31 protein-coding genes are annotated in these 23,407 nt (G+C 38.6%); 3 read left to right on the top strand and 28 right to left on the bottom strand.

Annotated elements, in window-relative coordinates; translation table 11 throughout:
* Positions 1–83: 83 nt before the first annotated feature.
* The gene (locus ACR32F_RS12360) at positions 84–1,106 is read right to left on the bottom strand and encodes a substrate-binding domain-containing protein (RefSeq protein ID WP_440118971.1); all 1,023 of its coding nucleotides are present in this window, start codon (positions 1,104–1,106) and stop codon (positions 84–86) included.
* A gap of 242 nt (positions 1,107–1,348) precedes the next feature.
* Between ACR32F_RS12360 and ACR32F_RS12355 the strand changes: the two genes are divergently transcribed.
* The 3 genes from ACR32F_RS12355 to ACR32F_RS12345 are packed head-to-tail and all read left to right on the top strand — an operon-like array spanning position 1,349 to position 5,722.
* A complete protein-coding gene (locus ACR32F_RS12355; protein WP_440118970.1) occupies positions 1,349–3,160 on the top strand; it encodes a cache domain-containing sensor histidine kinase in 1,812 nt (603 codons plus the stop codon).
* Complete coding sequence (locus tag ACR32F_RS12350; RefSeq protein WP_440118969.1) at positions 3,157–4,755, top strand: response regulator; 1,599 nt, start codon at positions 3,157–3,159, stop codon at positions 4,753–4,755. Before ACR32F_RS12355 ends, ACR32F_RS12350 begins: the two co-directional genes overlap by 4 nt.
* Positions 4,748–5,722 carry a sugar ABC transporter substrate-binding protein gene (locus ACR32F_RS12345; protein WP_440118968.1) on the top strand — a complete coding sequence of 325 codons (975 nt, stop codon included), beginning with the start codon at positions 4,748–4,750 and terminating at the stop codon, positions 5,720–5,722. Before ACR32F_RS12350 ends, ACR32F_RS12345 begins: the two co-directional genes overlap by 8 nt.
* A 156-nt stretch (positions 5,723–5,878) precedes the next feature.
* On the opposite strand, the gene ACR32F_RS12340 is transcribed toward ACR32F_RS12345, so the two are convergent.
* From ACR32F_RS12340 to ACR32F_RS12210, 27 genes are all read right to left on the bottom strand, one after another.
* Positions 5,879–6,130 (bottom strand): hypothetical protein, encoded by a 252-nt coding sequence (locus ACR32F_RS12340; RefSeq protein ID WP_440118967.1) that lies wholly within the window; start codon positions 6,128–6,130, stop codon positions 5,879–5,881.
* Entirely contained in the window at positions 6,114–6,680 is a 567-nt protein-coding gene (locus ACR32F_RS12335) for a GNAT family N-acetyltransferase (RefSeq protein WP_440118966.1), read from the bottom strand. The genes ACR32F_RS12340 and ACR32F_RS12335 overlap by 17 nt, the downstream gene beginning before the upstream one ends.
* A gap of 72 nt (positions 6,681–6,752) precedes the next feature.
* Positions 6,753–7,154: an NUDIX hydrolase gene (locus ACR32F_RS12330; RefSeq protein ID WP_440118965.1), complete on the bottom strand. Its 402-nt coding sequence runs from the start codon at positions 7,152–7,154 to the stop codon at positions 6,753–6,755.
* Between the two features lie 180 nt (positions 7,155–7,334).
* Complete coding sequence (locus ACR32F_RS12325) at positions 7,335–7,757, bottom strand: DUF1801 domain-containing protein (protein ID WP_440118964.1); 423 nt, start codon at positions 7,755–7,757, stop codon at positions 7,335–7,337.
* 99 nt (positions 7,758–7,856) lie between these two features.
* Positions 7,857–8,084 (bottom strand): hypothetical protein, encoded by a 228-nt coding sequence (locus ACR32F_RS12320; protein ID WP_440118963.1) that lies wholly within the window; start codon positions 8,082–8,084, stop codon positions 7,857–7,859.
* A 5-nt stretch (positions 8,085–8,089) separates the two neighbouring features.
* Positions 8,090–8,512: a GNAT family N-acetyltransferase gene (locus tag ACR32F_RS12315; RefSeq protein ID WP_440118962.1), complete on the bottom strand. Its 423-nt coding sequence runs from the start codon at positions 8,510–8,512 to the stop codon at positions 8,090–8,092.
* A gap of 49 nt (positions 8,513–8,561) precedes the next feature.
* A complete protein-coding gene (locus ACR32F_RS12310) occupies positions 8,562–9,011 on the bottom strand; it encodes an NUDIX hydrolase (protein ID WP_440118961.1) in 450 nt (149 codons plus the stop codon).
* A gap of 62 nt (positions 9,012–9,073) precedes the next feature.
* On the bottom strand, positions 9,074–9,850 hold the full coding sequence (locus ACR32F_RS12305) for an rRNA adenine N-6-methyltransferase family protein (protein WP_440118960.1): 777 nt from the start codon (positions 9,848–9,850) through the stop codon (positions 9,074–9,076).
* 89 nt (positions 9,851–9,939) lie between these two features.
* Positions 9,940–10,413 carry a GNAT family N-acetyltransferase gene (locus tag ACR32F_RS12300; protein WP_440118959.1) on the bottom strand — a complete coding sequence of 158 codons (474 nt, stop codon included), beginning with the start codon at positions 10,411–10,413 and terminating at the stop codon, positions 9,940–9,942.
* 190 nt (positions 10,414–10,603) lie between these two features.
* Complete coding sequence (locus tag ACR32F_RS12295) at positions 10,604–11,143, bottom strand: HAD-IIIA family hydrolase (RefSeq protein ID WP_440118958.1); 540 nt, start codon at positions 11,141–11,143, stop codon at positions 10,604–10,606.
* Between the two features lie 285 nt (positions 11,144–11,428).
* A complete protein-coding gene (locus ACR32F_RS12290; RefSeq protein WP_440118957.1) occupies positions 11,429–11,740 on the bottom strand; it encodes a hypothetical protein in 312 nt (103 codons plus the stop codon).
* A 21-nt stretch (positions 11,741–11,761) separates the two neighbouring features.
* Positions 11,762–12,427, bottom strand: a complete 666-nt coding sequence (locus ACR32F_RS12285) for a phosphotransferase family protein (protein ID WP_440119803.1) — start codon at positions 12,425–12,427, stop codon at positions 11,762–11,764.
* A gap of 34 nt (positions 12,428–12,461) precedes the next feature.
* Positions 12,462–12,647 (bottom strand): hypothetical protein, encoded by a 186-nt coding sequence (locus tag ACR32F_RS12280; protein ID WP_440120088.1) that lies wholly within the window; start codon positions 12,645–12,647, stop codon positions 12,462–12,464.
* Positions 12,644–13,189, bottom strand: a complete 546-nt coding sequence (locus ACR32F_RS12275; RefSeq protein WP_440118956.1) for a GNAT family N-acetyltransferase — start codon at positions 13,187–13,189, stop codon at positions 12,644–12,646. Before ACR32F_RS12275 ends, ACR32F_RS12280 begins: the two co-directional genes overlap by 4 nt.
* A gap of 56 nt (positions 13,190–13,245) precedes the next feature.
* A complete protein-coding gene (locus ACR32F_RS12270) occupies positions 13,246–14,337 on the bottom strand; it encodes a CHAP domain-containing protein (protein ID WP_440118955.1) in 1,092 nt (363 codons plus the stop codon).
* Positions 14,338–14,406: 69 nt separating this feature from the next.
* Complete coding sequence (locus ACR32F_RS12265) at positions 14,407–14,871, bottom strand: hypothetical protein (protein WP_440118954.1); 465 nt, start codon at positions 14,869–14,871, stop codon at positions 14,407–14,409.
* A gap of 144 nt (positions 14,872–15,015) precedes the next feature.
* Positions 15,016–15,450 carry a hypothetical protein gene (locus tag ACR32F_RS12260; protein ID WP_440118953.1) on the bottom strand — a complete coding sequence of 145 codons (435 nt, stop codon included), beginning with the start codon at positions 15,448–15,450 and terminating at the stop codon, positions 15,016–15,018.
* A gap of 18 nt (positions 15,451–15,468) precedes the next feature.
* Complete coding sequence (locus ACR32F_RS12255) at positions 15,469–15,897, bottom strand: NUDIX hydrolase (RefSeq protein ID WP_440118952.1); 429 nt, start codon at positions 15,895–15,897, stop codon at positions 15,469–15,471.
* Between the two features lie 113 nt (positions 15,898–16,010).
* Positions 16,011–16,538, bottom strand: coding sequence for an AAA family ATPase (locus tag ACR32F_RS12250; protein ID WP_440118951.1), 528 nt, complete (start codon positions 16,536–16,538; stop codon positions 16,011–16,013).
* Between the two features lie 119 nt (positions 16,539–16,657).
* Positions 16,658–17,404, bottom strand: coding sequence for a class I SAM-dependent methyltransferase (locus ACR32F_RS12245; protein WP_440118950.1), 747 nt, complete (start codon positions 17,402–17,404; stop codon positions 16,658–16,660).
* Between the two features lie 116 nt (positions 17,405–17,520).
* Positions 17,521–17,880: a lysostaphin resistance A-like protein gene (locus ACR32F_RS12240; RefSeq protein WP_440119802.1), complete on the bottom strand. Its 360-nt coding sequence runs from the start codon at positions 17,878–17,880 to the stop codon at positions 17,521–17,523.
* Between the two features lie 522 nt (positions 17,881–18,402).
* Positions 18,403–19,284, bottom strand: coding sequence for a GNAT family N-acetyltransferase (locus tag ACR32F_RS12235; protein WP_440118949.1), 882 nt, complete (start codon positions 19,282–19,284; stop codon positions 18,403–18,405).
* Positions 19,285–19,541: 257 nt separating this feature from the next.
* Positions 19,542–20,090 (bottom strand): AAA family ATPase, encoded by a 549-nt coding sequence (locus ACR32F_RS12230; RefSeq protein WP_440118948.1) that lies wholly within the window; start codon positions 20,088–20,090, stop codon positions 19,542–19,544.
* 68 nt (positions 20,091–20,158) lie between these two features.
* Positions 20,159–20,803, bottom strand: a complete 645-nt coding sequence (locus ACR32F_RS12225) for a DUF3885 domain-containing protein (RefSeq protein WP_440118947.1) — start codon at positions 20,801–20,803, stop codon at positions 20,159–20,161.
* Between the two features lie 109 nt (positions 20,804–20,912).
* Complete coding sequence (locus ACR32F_RS12220) at positions 20,913–21,404, bottom strand: GNAT family N-acetyltransferase (RefSeq protein ID WP_440118946.1); 492 nt, start codon at positions 21,402–21,404, stop codon at positions 20,913–20,915.
* 266 nt (positions 21,405–21,670) lie between these two features.
* A complete protein-coding gene (locus ACR32F_RS12215; RefSeq protein ID WP_440118945.1) occupies positions 21,671–22,033 on the bottom strand; it encodes a hypothetical protein in 363 nt (120 codons plus the stop codon).
* Between the two features lie 256 nt (positions 22,034–22,289).
* Positions 22,290–23,387 (bottom strand): Gfo/Idh/MocA family protein, encoded by a 1,098-nt coding sequence (locus tag ACR32F_RS12210; protein ID WP_440118944.1) that lies wholly within the window; start codon positions 23,385–23,387, stop codon positions 22,290–22,292.
* Between the last annotated feature and the right edge of the window lie 20 nt (positions 23,388–23,407).

Genomic DNA, 23,407 nt, shown 5'->3' with positions numbered 1-23,407 from the left:
AACCCTCTCCTTCGTTATAGAAAAAAGCCATTTAGCGACAGTCAGGTCGAAAAATGACTTTTCGGTGTTAACCGCATCTGCTTTTAATATTCGCGTGTCGGTAGTGCTTCTTTGGCTTGCTCTGATGTAAAGGTCGTTTCATCAGTTACGATCCGAGGTTCGATGTCTTTCCCGTCCACTACGGATTGAACCGCTTCCATTAATTGAGGCCCGAGCAGTGGATTACATTCCACGATAAAGTTGATTTTGCCATCAGCCGCAGCCTGCATTCCATCCTTCACGGCATCTACGGAGATAATCGTGATATCTATGCCTGGTTTCAGTCCTGCTGCTTCAATAGCTTGAATCGCACCAAGCGCCATATCGTCATTGTGTGCATAGAGAACATCAATTTTTTTGTGTGCTTTGAGGAAGGCTTGCATGACTTCCTTGCCTTTCGCTCGGGTAAAGTCGCCAGATTGCGAAGCAATGACTTTCAGGTTTGAATTCGAACCGATCAGTTCCATAAATCCTTCCTGACGATCATTAGCTGGCGCGGAGCCTGTGGTGCCTTGCAACTCAACGATATTAACTTCCTCTTGTGTATCCTTGTATTTGTCATTAAGCCATTGACCTGCTTTGCGTCCTTCTTCCACGAAGTCGGAGCCAATAAATGTCTTGTAAAGGGTTTTATCTGGGGAATCCACAGCACGGTCCGTCAAAATCACAGGAATACCTGCATCTTTTGCTTCCTTCAATACGGTATCCCAACCGGATTCAACCACTGGAGAAAAAGCGATCACCGTCACCTTCTGCTGAATGAAGGATCTCAAAGCTTTAATTTGATTCTCCTGTTTCTGTTGAGCGTCCGAGAATTTCAAATCATAGCCTGCTTCTTTGGCCGAATCCTGAATCGATTTAGTATTCGCTGAACGCCAGCCACTCTCCGCTCCAACCTGGGAAAAACCGAGCGTAATCGTCTTTGCACTGGCAGGTGTACTACCATTTCCGTTGGTTGAAGTCGTATCACCTGAGTTTGTTCCTCCATTGGTGCTGTTACATGCCGTGCTTACAAGCATCACCATAGTCAGTGTTAATGCAAGTCCCCACTTTTTTTTGCTTCGCATGTTGTGATCCTCCCTTTTTAAGTTCACCTTGTGGTGTGAACACATTATAGAACGCTTTTATTCTGCTCTAATATGGAATTTCTTGCGTTTTTTATGTAATAATTTAGCAATTCCAAAAGAGGAGTGCCAAAACGTGTATTTTCTTTGTTTAATTGTGTACTATTTAGTGATTTTCTTACATCATTGAAAATCATGCTATAATAATGGTACATTTTTGATCCCTTCAGATGGAGTGGAATACGTTGAAACTTATTCAATGGATTGCTTCAAGCCTCAGGCTTAAATTACTCAGCATGTTTATCATCCTCAGTTCTGTGCCACTGATCGTGGTTGGATTGATTTCTTACCACAAATCCTATACTGTCGTTTCCAATCATAACAAGGCCTCTACGCAACTGGTTGCTGACCAGCTCGCTAGAAACATCGACATCATGTTTGAAGATACGGAGCGGTTACTAGAGCTGGGTAAGAACCCGCAGGTACTTCAGTATTTGTACTCTCAATCTGAGTCCTATCCAGAAGCCAAAGCGATCCTTCAGACGTACAATCTCTATCGGGAAACATACAAATACGACAAGGTACTCAATATCTCGTTTGTTAATTTTTATGGAAAAGGCATAAGTGAACGAAAAGGTATTTTTAAGCTGGAACGAAATCCGCTTCGTAATCCTTATTTTCAATATCTGGTACAGTATCCGGATGCCATTCTGCGAATCCCTCATTCCGCACCAGCCGCAGAAAATAATAGGCTTGACGGGTTTGCTTATCCTAAACAGAATGCGCTTTCAATTATGGCAACGGTCAAAGAGCGAATTACACATGAGGTCATCGGGTTTATTGTGATCGATTTAAACGATTCGGTGATTGATGACTTTTTGACGAATACCACCATCAAGGATTCCGGCTTTTTCTATATCAATGATCAACACGGAACCACTCTTTTTAGGCCGGCCGCTAACCCGACATCCAGTTTAATTATAGATCAGATCCGATCGGTACCCTTAAATTTAGAGCACGACAGCTTTACACTGTCCGCAAGATCGAAGCCTCAATTTGTCGTATATAGCACCTCGAAACAGACCGGATGGAAAATTATCGGGGTTGCTCCTTTTCAGGAGATCATCGCAGAGGCTAATGGCATTCGGCAGTTGATCATTATCAGTGTTTTATTAAGCGCATTCTTTGCTATATCTTTATATTTTTTCCTTAATAATCGGCTTATTCTTCCCATTCAGATTCTTATGAACAAGATGCGCAAAGCTGCGAACGGTTACTTGGAAGCCAAGGTCACACCAACCGGCTCGGACGAAATCGCTGATTTGGGCAAGAGTTTCAATATTATGCTGGAGAAGATCAAGACGCTGATCGAAAAGAGCATTAGAGAAAATGAACAGGTAAAAATAGCCGAATTACGTACGCTACAAGCTCAGATCAATCCTCATTTTCTATACAACACGTTGGAATCCATTATATGGATGGCCGAAGCAGAGAAAAAAGAAAGTGTGATCAAGCTTGTACAAGCACTTTCGAAGTTCTTTCGTTTGAGTCTGAACAAAGGATTTGACTGGGTATCCATCAAAACCGAGCTTGAACATGCGCAGAATTATCTGGTCATTCAACAAATGAGGTACCACGATATTTTGAAATACGAAATCAGGGTAGACAGCGAGCTTCAGGATTATCCCATCTTGAAAATGACGCTACAGCCCCTAGTTGAAAACGCACTCTATCATGGTATTAAGAATAAACGTGGCCAAGGACTCATTTCAATTCTGGGGTATGTGGAGGGTACAGACATCATTCTCACCGTGCAAGACAACGGAATTGGCATGCCTACTGATCGATTGGCACAATTACGTGAAGAGCTTGATAACCCGGTAGTCTCCCCTTCACCAAAGGATGGCGAGCAAGAAGGCGGATTTGGTCTACTCAATGTGCATCACCGGATTCGGCTCTATTTCGGACCATCCTATGGCGTTGAAATGGAAAGTACGTATATGGAAGGTAGCAAGTTTATGATTCGTATCCCAAAAAGCAAGGGGGCTAACCGTTGAAAAAGCTGATGATCGTAGATGACGAAATCGGGACCCGAGAGAATATACGCAACTGCGTGGATTGGGAAAAGGAAGGTTTTCATTATTGCGGAGATACATCCGATGGAGAGCTTGCATTACCATTAATCGATGAATGGGCTCCTGATATTCTGATCACTGACATCAAAATGCCATTCATGAATGGTTTAGAACTTACCTCCATCGTACGTACACAAAAGCCAGACATCAAAATTATTATCATGAGCGGTCATGATGAATTCAGCTATGCCCAGGAGGCGATCAGACTTGGTGTTACCGATTACTGTCTGAAGCCCATTAGCGCCGCAGAACTCATTCAGCTCCTGCATAAGGTCAGCCAGAAATTAGATGAAGAACAACAACGAATGACAAACCAAACGATAACGAAAGAAAAACTGCTTGCCGATTTGTGTGGTGGTCTCATCGGTACGACCGATGCGATTGAATCAGCCAAACGTCTCTCTCTCCCTCTCTCTGCTAGGTTCTACACGATTGCAATTTTTGACGTGCGACCAAGAGAGGATTCCCAAGATTCGGAAGCACTAATGAACAAAATCCTTCACGTACTGGAGGAAACGCGTGATCCCCACGTAGAACTTCTTCCCTATATTCGAAGCCGGACCGAATTGGTTCTTCTACTCAAGTGCAGTTCTGATGACATCATATCCGTATATCTGGAGCAGCTACGAGGTCAGGTTCGATTGGAACTTGAACATGAGTTCAAGTGTAACATCGTCCTGGGCATTGGAAGCACTCAGGAGCGTCTGCAAGGTATCCATGTCTCGTATTTGGAAGCGGATGAAGATAAATATATTACCCGTCTCACCCATCAGAATAAGGCCTCGCTCCGTGAGATAAATCTTAGTGAGAAAATGAACCTTTTTCTCGACAGGACTCCGTTTCTTGAATTTCTCAAAATCGGCAGTCCTAACATGCGTGACCGTTTTGTGCGGGAGTTTGCCGCCCCATTGCAGTCCATCGACTGGAAGTCCTCATCTTATGGCTTTTATTTGTTGAATGACCTTACCTTGGAATCGTTTCGAATGGCGAATCAGTTATTCCGAATGGGTAACAACCCGGATGAGAACATTAAATGCCTCCAGCAGACGATCCAAAAGATTACGTGCTGGGAAGAATGTGCCCAATATCTAAGCTCTCTATTGAACCAATTATGGCAGAGAAGAGCAGAATCTTCTGGAAAATACAGTGATGTCATTGATCAGGTTAAAGAATATGTGTCACACCATTATAATAACGAACAGGTTTCGTTAAAGACGATTTCTGCACATGTTAGAATCAGTCCAAGTCACCTAAGCAAAATTTTCAGTCAAGAAACCGGTCAAACCATAACAGAGCACTTAACCAAAATAAGAATCGGAAAAGCCAAGGAACTGTTGAAAACAACCAGCAATAAGACCTTTGAGATTGCTTTTAAAGTCGGTTACAACGATTCTCATTATTTCTCTAATATATTCAAGAAAACGACAGGTTTTACTCCAAGAGAATACCGAACTCAAGGATCTGAGGAACTCCAGTTCAGACCATTAGATAAGAGAAAAGAGCCCATGTATGAATAAAGTCAAATCAGCACTCATACTCAAACTAATGCTTATACTCACAATGGTTATTACATCCGGTTCAGACCACATGCATCCGATTCGTCCGAAGCAGCAGGCTGAAGCACTTCATGTAACTACCTCCATGGAGAAATCTACAAAGGGCAAAACATTCGGTATTATCTACCCGATGACGTATCCAACGTATGAAATGATTACGATGGATGCAACGGAATTTGCTGGTAAACACAATATCACCTTAACCGTAAATGCCCCTGATGAGGCCAATACAGAACAACAAATCCGCATCATGGAGAACATGATCAAGCAAAATGTGGATGGCATTGCCATTTCGCCTGTGGATGCTACTGCACTAACACCCGTTATTAATCAGGCACAAGCTGCGGGTATCCCTGTAATCACCTTTGAATCGGATGCCCCCTCCAGCAATCGAACTGCTTATGTGGGTGCCGATAACTATCACACTGGCCGTCAGTTCGCGATGACAACAACGAGACTTCTGAATAATCAAGGCATGATTCTTGTCGAGAATGGCTTAGAGGAGATGCATGGCTTGCAGCAGCGGCTAAACGGGTTTATTGACTATATCCGCAATGAAACACCCATCGAAATATTGGAGGTTAGTTATAATCAAGGGAACGAAGATCGAGCCATGGCCGATATGGAGAACATGATTAATGCTCACCCTCACTTTAACGCGATCATAGGGCTAGATTTCGTTTCTGTTTCTGCCTCTACCCTGATCTGGAAAGCAAAAGGCCTAAAGCGGCATTTGATAGCTCTCGGTGACAGCCCAACCAGTGAAAAAGGGTTGCTGAATGGACAGCTGTCCGCCGTTATTTCGCAGAATGAGGGTGTGTGGGGAGCTAAGATGATTGAGACCTTATTACTTGCAAGCGAGGGCCTGTCAGTGGACGAAATAATAGATACGGGGATAACTGAATTAAATCAGGAAGTGGTTAACTGAAAATTGGCCTCAGCGGTACTAAACTGTACCCTATGTAAAGGTTTTCACTCGTGGGTTGATCTCCATCCTTGTCTTAATCGGGGCATTCAACAAAAATACCCCATAGAGAGACTTTTTCTAGACTGTCTACTCTATGAGGTACAGTTTGGTTTACCGCTAGGGTCTTTTTCGGGAACTTCCAGGAAATCCAGCAACCAGTAGTACAAAACCGACGAAAAACAGGAAGTATACGAGAAGTCCCATAAAACCCGTATTGTTTGCTGGTATTAACTCGCGCGTTTCCCCAGCGGACGCATATCCAGCTTCCACTATAGCTGTGGATATTCTCACCGAGATTCTATCTAAAGTTGAAATGAAAATACTGCTAATCATAAGAACCACACCCAGGATTTTATTTGTATTGTTCATGCGCTACCTCCTGTTTCACAATTCCGTAGTAGATCAAGTCCTCATACCGGTCCTCTTTCTTGACATGATCAACCAGTACCCCTTCTTTCATCATGCCTATGTTCTGTATCACTTGTCCGGATGCCGGGTTAGAGGCAAAGTGTCGTGCATACACTTTATGATATTTTTTTACATTAAAAGCGAAGTCTAACATAGCTTTAGCAGCTTCTGTTGCATACCCCTTCCTCCAAAACGGTTGACCAACCCAATAAGATAACTCTCCGTTATCGTGACGTTGATGATTAGATAATGCTATTGCCCCGTATAAAGCGCCTGTTTCCCTATCACAAATAGCAAACTCGTATAATATATCCGCATTAAAGTTTTCATTATGATGTTCTATCCATAACAAAGCACAATCCATCGTATACGGGTAAGGTAATGTAAGTGTACTCCTATATATGTTGTAGTCATTACATAGTCTGGTAACGGTTTCAGCATCTGCTCTAGTAAATAATCTCAATAATAACCTCTTTGTAGTCATCGTTTTATTGATCTCGTCGTACAACATGATATCCCACCTTATTTTATCCAAATGGATCATTATACCTTTATCATGGCTAATATCCAGCCTTCACCCATATTATTCAGAGAACTCAACTAAAATGGGATGAGTGCTATCGTCCAGTGCTTTGTGGATTCTCTCCTTAAAATTCCCCCAGGTTATCATTTCATTGGCCTGCTCTAGTGTAAAGAAACCAACCTCATCACTTTCAATACTTGTAGTTAGCGTTCCTCCAATCGGTTTTCCAGTAAATATATTGTTACATACTCCCCGGGTAGTATTCTGATAGAGTCCACAATATTTAATCAGTTCAATATCAATCCCCGTCTCTTCCTTAACCTCTCGAATGGCAGCTTGTGAAATAGTCTCGCCCTCTTCTACACAGCCTTGAGGCATTTCCCAGCCTCTTCGTCCCTTCATAAGTAAGATTTCATTGCTCTCATTAAGGACAATCACACTTGAAGATACGATAAATTTCATTCAAAAACCCTCCTTCATTTGTTTTGGAATCAATGGTTTCAAGTAAATGACGATCTTTCTCTATATTAAAGGCTGTCTCTGAACCGTTAGAAGATCCTCTGCATCATTTGCGTTCGCCCATCGTATATCAATGTTCTTTTCTTTCATCGCATGAGCTCCAATAATATCAGATTAATGGAATTAATGATTTGGATAGGTTTCTTTCAAGAACCTGATGGATTGGTTGATCAAAGCTTGTAATACATCTAGATTGATATCTGCAACTTTATTGATGTATACACATGCTTTTCCTGTTGTATGTTTTCCAAAGTCTTTTAATAGATTCTCTCGCTCTGCATCACCAGTCGCAAAATACAAACTGATTTTTGCTTTTCGGGGAGAAAAGCCCACCAGTGGTGCATCGCCTTCGTGACCAGATTCATATTTATAATGATAGGCGCCGAATCCAATAATACTCGGTCCCCACATCTTTGCTTTATACCCTGTTGTTTCAGTGAAAATATCTAATAGTTGATACGCATCTTCACGTTTTTTGGGATTCTCAACACTTTCAATAAATTCAATGACACTGTTGTCTGTCTCTTTTGTTTTAACTTTGTACATTGATAAAATCGCTCCCTTCATGTATTAGAAACAATTACTTCGTCATTTCACATTTGGCCATAACAACATCAATTCTGTTTAGGCATTCTAACCAATCGATCATGAAGTCTTTCGTAGTTTTAACACAAGAAACAGACTTAATATCAGACCAACAATCAGAAACAATACCCACTGTTCGTAACTAAAGATTATAATCAGTTCCCATAAGCTTGCTGGCCCTGAGTTTGGTTCATCACTGTAGGGATAGGCAAAAATAGCTGGTATTACTCCAAGGGCTATAAAAACTATTCCAATGATCAAAGAAAGAGAATAAACAACTCTTTTCAAAGACATCACCCCCTTAAATAATCAGGAAGTCTTATCATGAAGCGTTCATTATTTCTATTAAATTGATATTGTTCATATAATTCATGTGCATCTAATGTTCCGAGTAACCCCATCAAATCTTTAAAACGTTCCGATTGTGTTATTACTTCAATTAGTTTCTTACCAAGTCCTTGACCCCTATATTCCTCATGAATAAAAACATCACAAAGCCAATACATCGTCGCATCATCTGTGACAACCCTTGCAAAACCAACTTGAATTTCTTCCTTATAAATCCCAAAACATATTGAAGAATGGATGGACTTCTCAATTTTTTCATCGGATCTCTTATTGGCCCAATAGCTTCTAAATAAGAAACCCTTTACCGTTGGGATATCCAGAATTTCTTTGTTGTCACTTATTAAATATTCTCCGTATATAAAATCCATCAATCCATCTCCTATCAATATATTTTGCTGAATGGCATCTGGAATTGCTCTAAAATTCTTGATGCTTTAAGTAAAATTTAATTCCAGCACGATCAACATCGGAAAAATCTAATGGGTTCTCAATAAATAAATGATGTAGTTCCTTCACATCAATCCATTGGATATCTAATGTTTCATCACCAGCTACTAACAGATCACCGTTTGCCTTACATCTAAAATAGTATCCAACGGAATCAATCGGTCCCTTAACCGTCTGATATGCGGTGAATGGTCTAAGACACTCCACTTCAAATTCAGGATTATTGCCCACCGTATCAATTCTGGGTTCAATGCCTTCTATTTCATAAACCGTTAATCCAGTTTCTTCCTTGACCTCCCTTACCAGAGCGTGCACCAACGATTCGAAGGGCTCAATTCTACCCCCAGGAAGTTCAAACTTAAGAGAAGAGTCTGTCTTTGTTCTTCTTTGGATGACGATCTCGGTTGTTTCATTATTCACTCTCTCAATGATAGCTCTTGAGTTAACATAGAACATTGAACCAGTCCTTTATTCGTATTCGTTCACTTCAGCTTCTTTCCTAAAAACAAAGCAACTCTATGATCTTTATCAATAGATCCACCTGCTCTATCAATTGAATTCTTGATTCTATTGAATAAAGTGCCCCTGTCGGATTCAGACAGTTGTCTATGCTTTGAATTTGTATTAAGCAATGCAATATAATCGCTGCTTGTATAGGTAAGGATTTGACTATATTCTTTGACTTCTATATTTGTAAATTTACCTGTTCCCTCAGTAATTGCTTTTCTTTCGTTTATTGTTTCTTCAGGCGTTTGTAATTTGGAATCGTCCAAATGTGGGGCAATCTCTTTATAATGAGATCGTATTTCATTATTAATTTTATCATACATTGGCACATGAATTGTCCAGAAGAACCCCATTACACCTAAACCCTCAAGCAGCTCCCACACCCTCCGATAACCAAACTGAGGATCAATAAAATGAAACGCAGTACCCGAAATGGCTAGTTTAAAAGGACTACCTTCACCATCCCACTCTTCGAATGATGTATTTATTACCTTAAGCGACTGATAGGATTTGAATTTTTCTGCTGTGAACTGGGCTAATTTATCTCCCAACTCAATACAAGTAATATGGTTATATCCTCTGTTAACTAATCCACTTGTTGCTTGTCCAGTTCCACAACCGATTTCAAGGATTTTATCTTCTTTGTCGACATTTGAATAATTAAAAATATCGTCAAACATTTCATCTGGATAGGTAGGTCTATATTTTTCATATTCACTAGCGATATGATTAAACGTCTCTTTATTTTTCACTGGACACACTCCCTTATTATAATTTGGATTAGCTCCAATAATGTTTATGTATCTATGAATTAAACATCAACCTTTATTTTTGTGATTACCTAAATCATGTGTTTTTCATAATAAGCAATTGTCATATTGTCGTTAATTTTTTTTGTTTCCCTTTTCTGTCTATATCCTAATTTTTCATAAAGGTAACAATTCTCCCGTTCTTCTGCGATTGTAGCCAACTCCCACATTCTCGCATCGCTATATTTATCTTCAATACTTGAAAATACTTTTTGTGCAATCCCTCTCCCTTGATATTCGGGTAAAATAAATATGGGGCTAACTTTGTAGATTTTATTCTCTTTTTTCACAATTCTAATGGCCCCTACAGGCATTTCATCTTCTTTTATTAGGTAATAATCCGTGAAAATTTGAATTATTCGCTCTGCTATTTGTTCCATCGTTTCATTTGCTGGGCTTGTTTCATAGTCTTTATATTTATTGAGTAGAGGCATGAATGCTTTTATTTGGATTTCATGAATTATTGAAGCTTCTTCAAGACCTGCTTTGGATAATGAGATCGCCATTTCATAGTATCCTCCATTATTGAAACTGATTAGCTGTTTCCATTAATACGTATAATGCGTGATTCCGTTTACTTTAAAATAGAGGTATTCAAGATATTAAATGTTAATATCGAATGATTCCTTAATCATGTTATAGGCTTCTTCTCCATTTTAAGACTATATACAAACTCCTTACCCCTGTCTTGCCCTCTCATGCCTTGTTCCTTATGATCCAATGTGCTGCTTCTAAAATATCCTCCGCTATATAATCTGGATTTGCTTCAATCCATTTATCCCTATATTTCGATAACGATGAGTTACCCCAGCCTGTTCTCACGATAATTTTCTTAGCTCCTACCTCATGAGCAGCAAGCATATCGGTATCACCTACGTCACCAATAACCACACATTTGGTTAAATCTAAATTGTGTTCTTCGGAAGCTTCTAACAACATTCCAGGTTTCGGCTTTCTACAGTTACAATCCTGTTCATGTGGGCATATGTAAGCTTGATCAAATCCATATTCATTAAATTGTTCTTCAAACTGTTGAATTGTTGCCTCTCCACGTGAAATTCTGTACTGATTCGTAATAGCGAAGACCTTAAGTCCACTTTTCTTCAAAAGATGTATAGCATCTTGCGCATTAGGATATAACTTAAAAGCCTGGGGATGAATAAAATGACCTGTTCCACCAATTGTTCCATCTCTGTCGAGAAAAACCGCTTGCACGTCGTATTTGTATTTAATCATGATTAAATATCCTTTCGCAGCCGAATTTTTGTTATTTATTGGTATATTTGTACATACCACATGTTAAATCCAAGTTCTTCATAGAACTTCAGAACTTCACTATCCTACTCCATTCTTTATTGGATGAACCTAATAGGAAATGATTAACCTCATGATTCCTTGCCTCTTGCTCAAGATCTTCCATAAGTTTACAACCCCAGTTTATCATGGAGAGATTCTACGGAATGACTCACATTCTCATTAGTTCCTTCATTATCACAGGCATGTTTTGGATTATAAAATGTATTATTCAAATTTATTATTATTTCTTCCATCAAATTCTTTATTTCTTAAATTGATTTCTTTTATGGAGTTGTGAATCATTCTTGTTTGACTAATCAAATAAATATTGCCACCCAAAATACATATGGCCCCGATCCAATAATTAAGGTCCAAATTTACTTGGTAATTATCCGGAGTATAAGATCCGGCCGCTGCTGCCTGATATGCTGCAAATCCCAGCTTTTGAATCACTTCTTCCATAATTTTGGAGATCGTAATGATACAAATACCTAAGATGATAAATAATAAAGAAAAGGTAACTTGCAATCGTTTCAAAGTAGTAAACCTCCTTGGTTTTCAAATGAAATTGGTTTGTAATGTCCATTCCAACCTTTTTACCCATTCATTTTTAACATCTATATTTGCGTACTTAATCCGATCTAAAATATTTATTACTCTTGATGTTGAATACGCCTTGACTAACTCGTTCGTTATTTGCATATCTGAAAACCCACTATACGCATTCAAGAAAATTTCAGACAGTTCCTTAGAGAAATGCGGATAATGGAGATGCACAAACCATACTACCCAGGCCACATCTTGCAGGGGATTCCCACATCCTGCCCACTCCCAGTCAATAATGAAAATAGATTCATTAGATAGGATTGTATTATGTGGTCCGTAATCTCCGTGAATTAAGGAGTGCTCTCCTACAACGGATATATTAAGATTTTGTTTTACTGCCCTCTTCAAATCACTTGTTATGAAGTCAAAATCATCAATTCCGACATTTAATAACCCATAAATGGGTAAATCTATGTTACTTTCTTTGCGTTTCAGTGAATGAATATCTCTAGCCAGATGAATACCAAGTAGCTTATAGATTTCTCGGGCTTTATTGATAGCTCTATGTTCCAGAAATTGCTGACCATTAACTCCGTGAACGTAATCCATAATGATATATAGCCATTCGTTATCCTCAAAATAGTCATGAATTCTGGGTGTGACTCCCGAACTCTCCAAAAAGGTTAAACTAGTGATTTCTGTTCCTGCATCTCTATTTTCTTTCTTTGTTGAATATTTTTGCCATAACCAGAGGATTTGAACCCTCAAGTAAAAGTGTGGTATTTGTATAACCGCCGGTAAGTTCGGTCAGTTTTATGTTGTTGAATTTTTGCAATAAGATGTTATGTACCATCGAGGACACTCCTTCTTTCTGCTCTATACTTTCTAGTTCGTTCACTCCTTGACCCACTCATTAGCTTTCAATCCATAAACTATTCTGTCTATGTATCTCCCGTTGATATATTCGTAATCTCTTAGTTCTCCTTCACGAGTAAAGCCTAATTTTTCAGGAATTGCACGGCTCTTCATATTGTCTGTAGCTACTCCGATTTCAATTTTATTTAGTCCAAGTTCGCCAAAAGCATAATTCACTAGCACTTTAATGGATTTCGTGATTAACCCCTTACCCACATATTCTTTACCTAGCCAATATCCAATTTCAGTTTTTTTATTTTCTTGATCTATGTACAAGTAACCAATAGAACCAACAAGTTTATCTCCATCCCATATGCCTAACCAATAACCTTCATCCTTAGCATATCCTATGCGTGTTCTTTCAATAAAAGTTTTTGAATCCTCCACTCTTAATGTAACGCTGGGAAACTTCAACCACTCACCTATATGATCCCTGTTTCTGTTAATCAAATCATATAATTTTTGTGCATCCTTAATCTCCAATAGTGCCAAAGTAGAGGTGTCATCAATTTTGATTTTAAACATGGTTTCTTTCTCCTTTATATAAAAATAGTAAATTCTACATATAATTTCATCTCACCTTATTCTATTGTCGGTGCTACGATCGGTTTATATTCTCCGTCAAAATGAAATTGATAGCTGTCGTCTATTCGTATGTATCCGTGAATACAATGTCCTCTATCCCTGTAAAAAACACCGGAGTAGTTTTTATTGTCTTTGTTTCCTTCTGCAACTAACAATTTGCCGCCCTCACATGCCAGTACAATTCCAATATGATCATGAGAATTATCGGATAGAAGCTTTTCATAAACGATAATGTCACCTCGCTCTGGTTTAAATCCATTATGTCCATCACAATAGAAAAATCCCGTTTCAGGTTGCTGAGCCCAATTCAACCATGCACCAACCCCAGCTAATCGATACATGTGATTCGGGTATCGAATAGGTAATATTAGTTCTACCTGTATACAGCAATGATAAACGAATGCGGCACACCAATTCGCTTCCAGTAATTTATAGATATCCGAGTCTGGCCAATACCTGCATATTTCCCGATAACATTCATCCTCTGGATCCCCAATAATATCTTGACCTGCAAGCGTTTCCGCAAAATCTGCCAGCTTAAGTCGTCTATCTTCAGTTCTCCTGTTTGTTGTTCCCCCAGTAACGTTGCACTTCACTTCCACATGTTCCACGGGAATCCCTAATTCAACAAAAACCTTTTGTAGTCTATTTATCTCAATTTCGGAGAAATGATTGTTTGGATTCTGAAAATACATCTGCACAAGTATAGCGTCTTTAATTATTTCTTCATATGGTCCATGGACTCGATGGTTATCTTCTTGATAAAAGATTGATCGAAGAATGATAGATAACTCTTCGTCAGTAAAGATTTGGAGGCTACGCAAAATTGGTCTTACCGTATCTGCACTGTTTGGACCAGGAAAGGTTTTTATTCCGGTTTTATAGAAATAAAAACCATGGAGCAGCCCCGCGATCGAAGAGATTTCCGAATCTTGTTCTCTTCTTTTAGCAAGCAAAGAAGCGATACAAGAAACTCCGAAAAGAATAACCCACGCTTCCTCTTTCTTGGAGATATTCTCTGTAACAAGAAGCATTTCATGAACAAGAGCACGAACAGTATCAAGCCGATTGAACTTTTTCTCTTCCATAGATTCGATGTCTCCTGTCTTTATCCATGTTGTTATACGCTGTCCCAACTTCTTAGTACACTCCACAAATCAGTCTTCTACTAGCTCATCAGGCTTTATCCAAAATTTATTCGTTTCTTTATTTAATTTAAGATACACTGTTTTTTGTTCGCCTTTTTTCAAACGTTTGTAGCTTGTCCCCATACTATATACACTTCTGCCTGGAATAGGTAATCCGCTTACTCTTATATTATTGTATACTACGAAGTATTCATTAACTTCGATTTCACTTCCTTCAGCAAGGTCATGTGATGTCTTATTTCCTTTGATATTTAAAATTTTAATGTTTGTAGTGACCTCATTACCCTTAATATTCTGTTTGCCTGTTCCTTCAACTAATAGTTCTACATCAGCTGGTGTTATTACGAAATCATAACTCCCCAATACTCGATCCGTTCGATCAAGTATAATTATTCGATTCAAAATTACATATGTTCCGATAATCGCCAATATAATAATGAATAAAGCAGTTCGTTTCTTTCTCTTACGTGTCATCGAAATGACCTCCTGATCTATCGCAGCGTGAATATAATTTTAGGCGAAGCAGTTGTCTTGCATAATTAGTCTGGCATATTCGTTCCATGTCTTATGATCTGTGTTTATTTCAATCGTAGGTATTGCCGATTTTGTTGCTTGTATTCATAGGATTTCCTGGGTTTTAATTAATTCTATACAGGATTGTTCCACATATTCTTTAGACTTATTAATCCATTCATTGGGGTTCCTGCTCTTTATTCTTTCTTCCACTTTATCATTTGAAATTGCAAGCAAAATGCATGTAGCACCAAGTTTCAGCAATTGATTCTCAACTGCTTTTATTTCAATATCATCCGAATTAGGAAACGCGACACGATGATTTAAATGAAAACGCTCAAATATAAAAAAGAGACCTCTTGATTTTCTCCTTCCTGGACCTAAATAAGTCGCCCAATCATTTAATTTCTTTATCATATCTACTCTATTTCTCAACAATTCAAGATGCTGTTCTCGTGATAACTGTACAAACTCCCCTTGTACATTATTTAATATTTGGGAGTAATGTTCTCCGAGTATAATTATACTTAATTCTGCCATCTCGAATACCTTGTAAAATCACTTGTTGCCTTCGTTAAAGTATGTTATCTGTTTGCCATCGATTAATCTTCTTAATCCATCTTTATGAAAAGGCATTAATTGTTCAGCCTTCTCTATATCCATCCAAGCTATTTCAGAAATTTCATTAGGTCTAACGACTTCTTCAACCCCACCAATCACCTCACCTTTAAATGTAAAAAATAATACATGTTCTTCTTTTTTTAGAAATTTACATTCATTCACTGCAACTATTCCATGAACTTTAATATCTAGTCCGGTTTCTTCTTTGGCTTCCCTTATGGCTGCTTGGTCTAATGATTCATCTCTTTCAACAGCACCGCCTGGTAGAGACCAACGGTCACTAGAATCATCAATATTCCTCACCATTAACACTTTGGAATGAGTTGGATCAGTAATTAAGGAGTAAGCTACATCGACTCTGATCATTATGTTTGGTTTCCCTTCTGATTTAGGTTCTCATATTTTCCACTTACGGAATAGTATTTTATGCTTTCCATATTGCTTAAAAATCATGTTATACGGTAGGGCTCTTCTTCGAATTATCTTATCAAAAATCTATTATTATTTACTATCTCTTCAATCACCTCGTCGATCTGGTCAACAGAATATTCTTGGGTATTTAATACATGTCTTTCATCTTTTAAAACTTCTTTAAATTCATTCAATAGGATTACGCTTCGGTCTCCCATTTGAATCATTGGATCTCTTGATTGATCTCTAACAATAATGGTTTCATGATCTACCATAAACACAACATAAATGACCTTTACATTCATACTCTCCAGCTCATTAGCTAACCAGTTAGCCTCTGATGGGAAAGTTACATAATCTATAATGACATCGTAATTAAATTCAATCAGATTCTTCGCTAAACTCAATATGTTGATCCATGTCAGCTGATGAGTTTCTTGACAGAGCCAAGGCTTGCCACTCCCGTTAACAGGTAGATGACTAATATCATCACCGGAGATATATGAACTGCGATCCAAATGTTCAACAAGTCTCTTGGAAGTAGTAGATTTCCCAACACCAGCGGGACCGGAAATGATATAAACCGATCTTGACATTCTGTATCCTCCTTGAAATCTGGCTGCCAGACTGAAGCTGTATGCCCGATGTGTGAATATATAAATGTTAGTCCTTTTCCGAGCCACTAACTCACTTATTTTGGACTTCTTTAGTATTTTTAAAGTTTTCTGGCTTTGATAACAAAGGTTACAGGAAACATCTTCGCTCTTTTTACAAGATCATTATTTTCATCGTGTAATTGGATTATTTCATTGTCAGTTTCTTCAATCATTTGTTCGATAACAAACCCCGCTTTAGCCAACGCATTGATATAGGTGGATAGTTTACGATCAGATAAGGTTAACTCGCCTTGACAAAAATCAGGAGATACCGAATACCATGATTCATCCAAATAAGACTTGTTAAAAACTAATCTATTATTTTCTTCAACAACACATCTGTGTATAGGATGAGACCAACTGAAAATGAAAACTCCGTCTTTTTTTAAATAAGCAGCGATCCGACAAAAAGTGCCTTCAAGGTCGGTTGTCCAGCCTATGGCGTAAATCGAATAAACAAAGTCAAAATAATTTACGGGTATGTCACATTCTTCTTCCATGGGAGAACAGATCAATTTTGCTGAATGGCCGTTTGCTGTCAACTGTTGCTTCGCCTTTTCAATTTGATTTTCTGATATATCCATTCCCCATAGTTCAGCTGCTTTGCGATCTCCCTGATATTGCAAGGATTGACCATTTCCACAGCCGACCTCTAACATCTTTTTTCCTGATACATCGCCAAAAAGTTGGCATTTTTCTTCTGAAACAAATGCTCCATACAAAGGAAGTACGATTGCTCCTAAAAAGTCATTTCCTTTGGTGTCCCAATAGAAGCTGTTTGTTTCATAAACATTATGCTTGTTCATCTGATGGCCTCCTCTAATAACGTATTTTCGAATTCACTTCTAACTCCAACTGGAATAGAGTCCATATGGACCGACGTGTTCAGTGATGTTCCTGATTCCCTCGTTCACACCACAAACTATATTTTTATGATTCTCTTTGAAAAGAGAACTGAAAATAAATTGAATACAATATGTAATATTAGTGACAACATAATGGATTGAGTGATCTCTGTCATTGCTCCCAACAATATTCCACCTAAAAATGCAAAGATCATAAATCGAATAGTCTCGGTTGAATATTTGTAGTACTGCAAATGACAAATCGCGAACAAACCAGCAGTAATGATTACTGGAATGGTTACTGGCACATATAGAACTTCTATCAATTTGGTTGGGACAATATAAGGCTTAATGTTTGGTAAAATCAATCCCCTAAAGATAATCTCTTCTACAACCGGAAATGTAATTACAAAATTACTTATGTTGTACTTCCCCATTGGATTATAGCCCGAGAAGCGGGCTGCGATCACATTAATAACAATAAGCAAAAGAAATATTGGGAATATGCTATTAAGTTCGACTGGCATCTTAAAAATATAACTTCTATTAAAAAAGGGCACGAGAGCTACAATTACAATAGCCCAGCATAATACAGAATATTTACCAATGCTTTGAAATGGAATGCTTTTAATGGCTACATCTACTAGCTTGTATGAAAAGGTAAGTAATAGCGATATGCAAAAATATATCATTATATCTCTCCTAGTTAGGTACATTCTTGATGTCTATCAGGAATTTCATTTAACCTTCTGTATTCACAACTTTTGCTGAAATCCTATATGTCTGCTAAAACGCTTACAAGAAGCCTCCCCAAAAAGATCAATGCTCCTTGAGGAGTCGCTGCTTGAATATGATGTAATCTGATTCCATTGCCTTCTTGAACACCTCAATGGGATACTCGTACTTTATCGCTTTATATATTCACAGATTTACAATGGTTTCATCGGCACGCAGTTATATCAGATATTATGCCAATAGAACGTATAATGAGAATGCTGTTGAAATCCTATTGACTTATAAAAAGAATTATCAGAAATAACATAAGCTTTTTCAGCACCTAAGGAGCGGCCTCTTTTCAAGGCTTCTAAAACGACTACTTTTCCAAGTCCTTTCTGCCGATACTCCGGAATTGTACATACAGGTTCAACATACACATAATCCATTTTTGGACTATACCATAAGCCACAATAAGCAACATATTCTCCAACTTCATTTTCAGCAACAATATGCAGGAATGAATTCAAATGTCTTGCCGATAACATTATTTTTTGCTTGTGAATAGTGATTTCATCATCCGGCACAGGACCTTCGTTGTCAAATCCCTTCCATAGTAATTTATGATACTTATATAAATCATGTTTTATATCCATATTTTTTATGGTTATGCCTTCAGGAGTTATAAAATCAAGGCTAACATCTTCTAGTGTAAGCTCAAGTATATTTTCAGTCAGATCATTCTCCACAAATTTCTTATTGCGCAATAAATTTAGAGTGTGAGTATCCTTATCATTCACCGCGATCCCAAGGCCTTTTTCATTACTAAAAGTAGCAATGGCATATTCTAATATATCTTTGTCTAATTCTTCAAACCCTTGTTTAGTTGCAAAAAATGCTTCCCCGAAATAGTGGTCATAAGTTGCTATACCTACTAACTCGTCATTACAATACCACAATCCAATTTTATTCATTAAATCACGATCAAACTCAGGATGAAAAAACATCCACTCCCACCTTGCCCAATTCCAATTGATATGTGTACGGTCATCCTTTGATAATTCAATCAAAAAGTCACAAACTTGTTCATAATAAGAATCATCGAAATTTCTAAAAACAATTTCCATTTTAATCCCTCCATAATATTAAGAATAATTTTTCAGGTTACAATAAAGTACTCATGCGATTCATACCCAAAATAAATTATACCCTGTCTTTCCAATAGTTGGATGAAAAAATCAATTATAATTAAGTTTTTCTGCTTCATTAGCTAGAGTAGATGTTATTATGTTGGGTTTTACACTCGGATTTTTCCAATCACGTTCCGACATCCTATTTCTTAATTTCAGACCAGTTTCCACTTATCTAACTGCATAACATGATATTATTCATTATTTCTATTTATTGCTTCTATTACAACCTCCCCTTCATCTGAAGGCACTTCAAATCCTTTGAGAAAAAAAGTTAATATTTCCTCCGTAATAGTAAATGCAGCATTTGCGTCAAATCTCTTACTTCGTAGATGAAGCCGTTTACGCAATTCGCTTGGATGAACTTTCAAATAAATCAGTTTCCACTCCCCACCCGCCTCTTCTAAAAGATTCTTATATTCCATTCTTTTTTTCTGTTGCCAAAAACTAAAATCAATCACTACATTACGTTTTTCTGCCAATAGAATCATTAATTCATTACGCAACTTCAGTTCTGCTTCTACTTTGAATTGCTCATACATTTCAGTTGGATAATCAATTCCGTATCGTCCTTTTGTAGCCCATATTTCTTCATCAATGGAGAGACGTACAAAACCATCTTTCTCTAACTGCTGGGCAAAAGTTGTTTTACCAGAACCCGCTACGCCACACATCATGACTACCAATGGAACAGTTGGATCTGTCTGAAGGATCATATCTTTTATATTAAAGTTCTCATACATCAATAATCTCCTTTCACCTTTGGGTTTTCTATGTTCTTAATGTTCAAGCTGTCGCTAACTTCTCGGCCTTACCCTAGAAATACGTTGTTCATTCTTTCTCGATCATAGTCTAAAATCCAATCATTATATTCGTTATAGATGTCCATTAATTCTTCTCTTGATGCTGAAATCACATCGCAACCTCTGTCATCATAGATATGAAATATCGTTTTCTTGCTTATATTGATGAAATACACCCTATGATGAATCATTGGCTTCATTCCAACATCATGATTACAAATAGCTTTGATGAACTGACTATATTTTAAGTCCTCAACTCTACATCTAGCCCAGTACATATACATGTTGTTCCTTGGGGCTGGGATTTCATTTGGTTTACAATCCACATCTGGAAGGATCTCAAGTCTTAAGGCCCTAATCGGCTCTTTCTTCTTGATATATTTTCGATAGAGGTTTAACTTCTTCACTTTGTTTCTAGGCTCATCTGCAAAATGAGCGTGAGTAATGATAAAGACTTCATCTTCTTGATCATGAAGAGCCCTAAATAATTCAAGTGATCGATCATAAACTTGTTCCATGTAATGCTCTACATTTAATCTAAACATCCGAGGATTGCCCAGTTCAAATCGTATTGAAACAGACCAACTGTAGAAAAGAGGCGGTTTAAAAGTCAAGTTTTGAAAATATTCTGCTAGGAACGTCTTCAGATCCATTCTATCTTCTCCCCTCTCAGTTAATTGAATTGTAGTCCTTGCATATAATGTTTCTGTACTCTCGCGCATATCCGGTTTATCCAGCAGCTCCTACTCCCCTGAAATTTTATCAAGTGCTCCACTTGCTATCGCATAAGACTACAGATGTCTCAATTTGTCTTTCTGGAACATTCCAATATGTATTTAATAACTTTTTCTTCTCATCAGGTGAAACAAGTTTAAAGCCATTCTTTAAGTAAAATTTCTTAGCCCATTCAGCCGAGTTCCATGTTCCTATTAAGATCGGTTTATTGGTTAAAGCCACCAGATGAGACAACAGCTTTGTACCTATCCCGCTATTCCGCTGGTTTGTTCGTACATATGCGTGTCTAATTAAAGATACATCACCCTTATTTTGAATTCCCATAACTCCTAATAATATACCTCTTTCTTCAAACCCCCAAAATACTACACCATTGTTCATTTCATACTTCAGTTCTTCCAATTCCATATAAGGTTCATGATACATATCGTCAGGAATTAATCCTTTGTATGCCTTTGCTGCATCATTAATAATCTGATACATCAAATCCGTATCCATGCTTGTACACAATCTAATCATCAAACAGGCCTCCTTATAGTTTATAATATCTTTCGATTTATGGATCACTCTCACCTATAAGATTTGCATATCTTTCAGATAACGTTCCCAGTGTTCACGAGCCCGAAAGGCTTAAGGCAACGCAGTTGCCGGGTGGCTCTGCCACTTAGCCTTGCAGGGTTGATCGCCTGACAACGCTTCCTGGTTCCTTACCTTCTAGCGATCCAAGGGCCGTACAGATCCGATGTGTGAAAACAATGTTATCTGCTGTTACCGGCATCATCGAGTTACATTCTAAAGCTCTTATCCGTTGTAGACATCAAGTAGATGTTTGGCTTGGTTTCTAATAATAAGGTTTTTATAGTGTCTTCATCATTTAGTATAATCTTTAATATTTCCTTTCTATTAGATTTTTCTATTTCCATTCCAACCACATTTTCAAGACTAAGATCATAAATAGGTCTATTATTCACCTTAAGATGTAACGATAAAGTTCCATATGCTGGTTGAAGCAAACATACTAGAGTAACATCATTCCTATTCAGTGAAAAGAACAAATTATTATAATACCATGGTACTTCTTCATCAAAAACTTTAGGTTCTGACTCGAATAATTCGACTAATTCATAGTCTTTAGGAAATGGGTTCACTTCTTCGAAGTTCCTTTCACAGTAGATTTTATATTGTTTTGAATGTATTCCCAGTAATTGCAGATAACATCTAATTCATGGAGTTTGTAAACATCCACTCATTCAGATAAAAATATCTGAACTACATACATAATAAACCATATTGTTCCATTTGCGAAGTAAACTACAACAAACAAAAGAGCAGCCTTTAGAACAAGCTGCTCTTTCTCTTCCTTCATTTGATTTAAAAACGCATTACTCTCTTCAATAGAACAGGTTACTTCACACCACTGCTCCAAACCACTCTCTCGCTCATCGCTTTATGCTGCGCAATCAGACAGAGCTCTGCCGCTTTGAAAGCATGCTCCTGCGTCATGGCTGTTTCGGTTCGATCCAGACAATCGCGGATAAGCTGTCCAAAGAAGGGGTACCCGACTTTTCCTTTGACACTGTAGCGATATTCCCCTTCATGGTTAACCAGATATACCTGATCGCCTTCGCGCTCTCTTCCTACATCAATGTATTTGCGCAGCTCGATATAACCATCGGTGCCGAGAATGACGGTACGTCCATCGCCCCATGTGCCCAGACCGTCCGGAGTGAACCAGTCTACGCGGAAGTACCCGGAAGCGCCGTTGTTGCCGATCAGCGAAGCTTCGCCGAAATCCTCCAGTTCGGGGAACTGTGGATGATTGAAATTGTGTACCCGACTGAATGCCACCTCTGCATCGGTAGATGAAGTAAAGGTTAGGAATTGCTCGATCTGGTGACTGCCAATGTCACAGAGGATGCCGCCATATTTTTCATGCTGGAAGAACCATTCCGGTCTTCCGCCCGCGTTCAATCGATGTGGCCCCGTGCCCATCACCTGCACCACCTTGCCAATCGCTCCCTGCTCAATCAACTGCCCCGCATAGATCGCACTTTCCACATGCAGGCGTTCACTGTAATACACCATATACTTCTTGCCGGTTCGCTTCACTTCTTCCCGGGCGAGCTTTAACTGCTCCATCGTGGTGAACGGCGCTTTGTCCGTAAAATAATCCTTGCCTGCGGCCATAACTCTCATGCCAAGTGGCGCGCGCTCAGAGGTGATCGCAGCTCCAGCTACCAACAGTACCTCCTCATCGGCAAGCACCTCAGCTTCGGACGCTGCGGCCTGTGCTTGCGGGAATTGCTTGCGAAAGGACTCCACCTTCGTCGGATCGGGATCATATACCCATTTGAGCGTTGCGCCCGCCTCTACCAGAGCTCCAACCATGCCATAGATGTGTCCGTGATCCAGTGCAACCGCCGCAATGACAAATTCGCCCGGACCGCATACCACCTCTTTTTTCACACTCTTTGGTGCATAAAACATACCATCTTTAGCCATACCATTCTCCGCCTTTCCAG

The organism is Paenibacillus hebaui (assembly GCF_051934385.1).
Classification (GTDB): domain Bacteria; phylum Bacillota; class Bacilli; order Paenibacillales; family Paenibacillaceae; genus Paenibacillus.
This window is presented reverse-complemented; position numbering and strand designations above follow the sequence as displayed.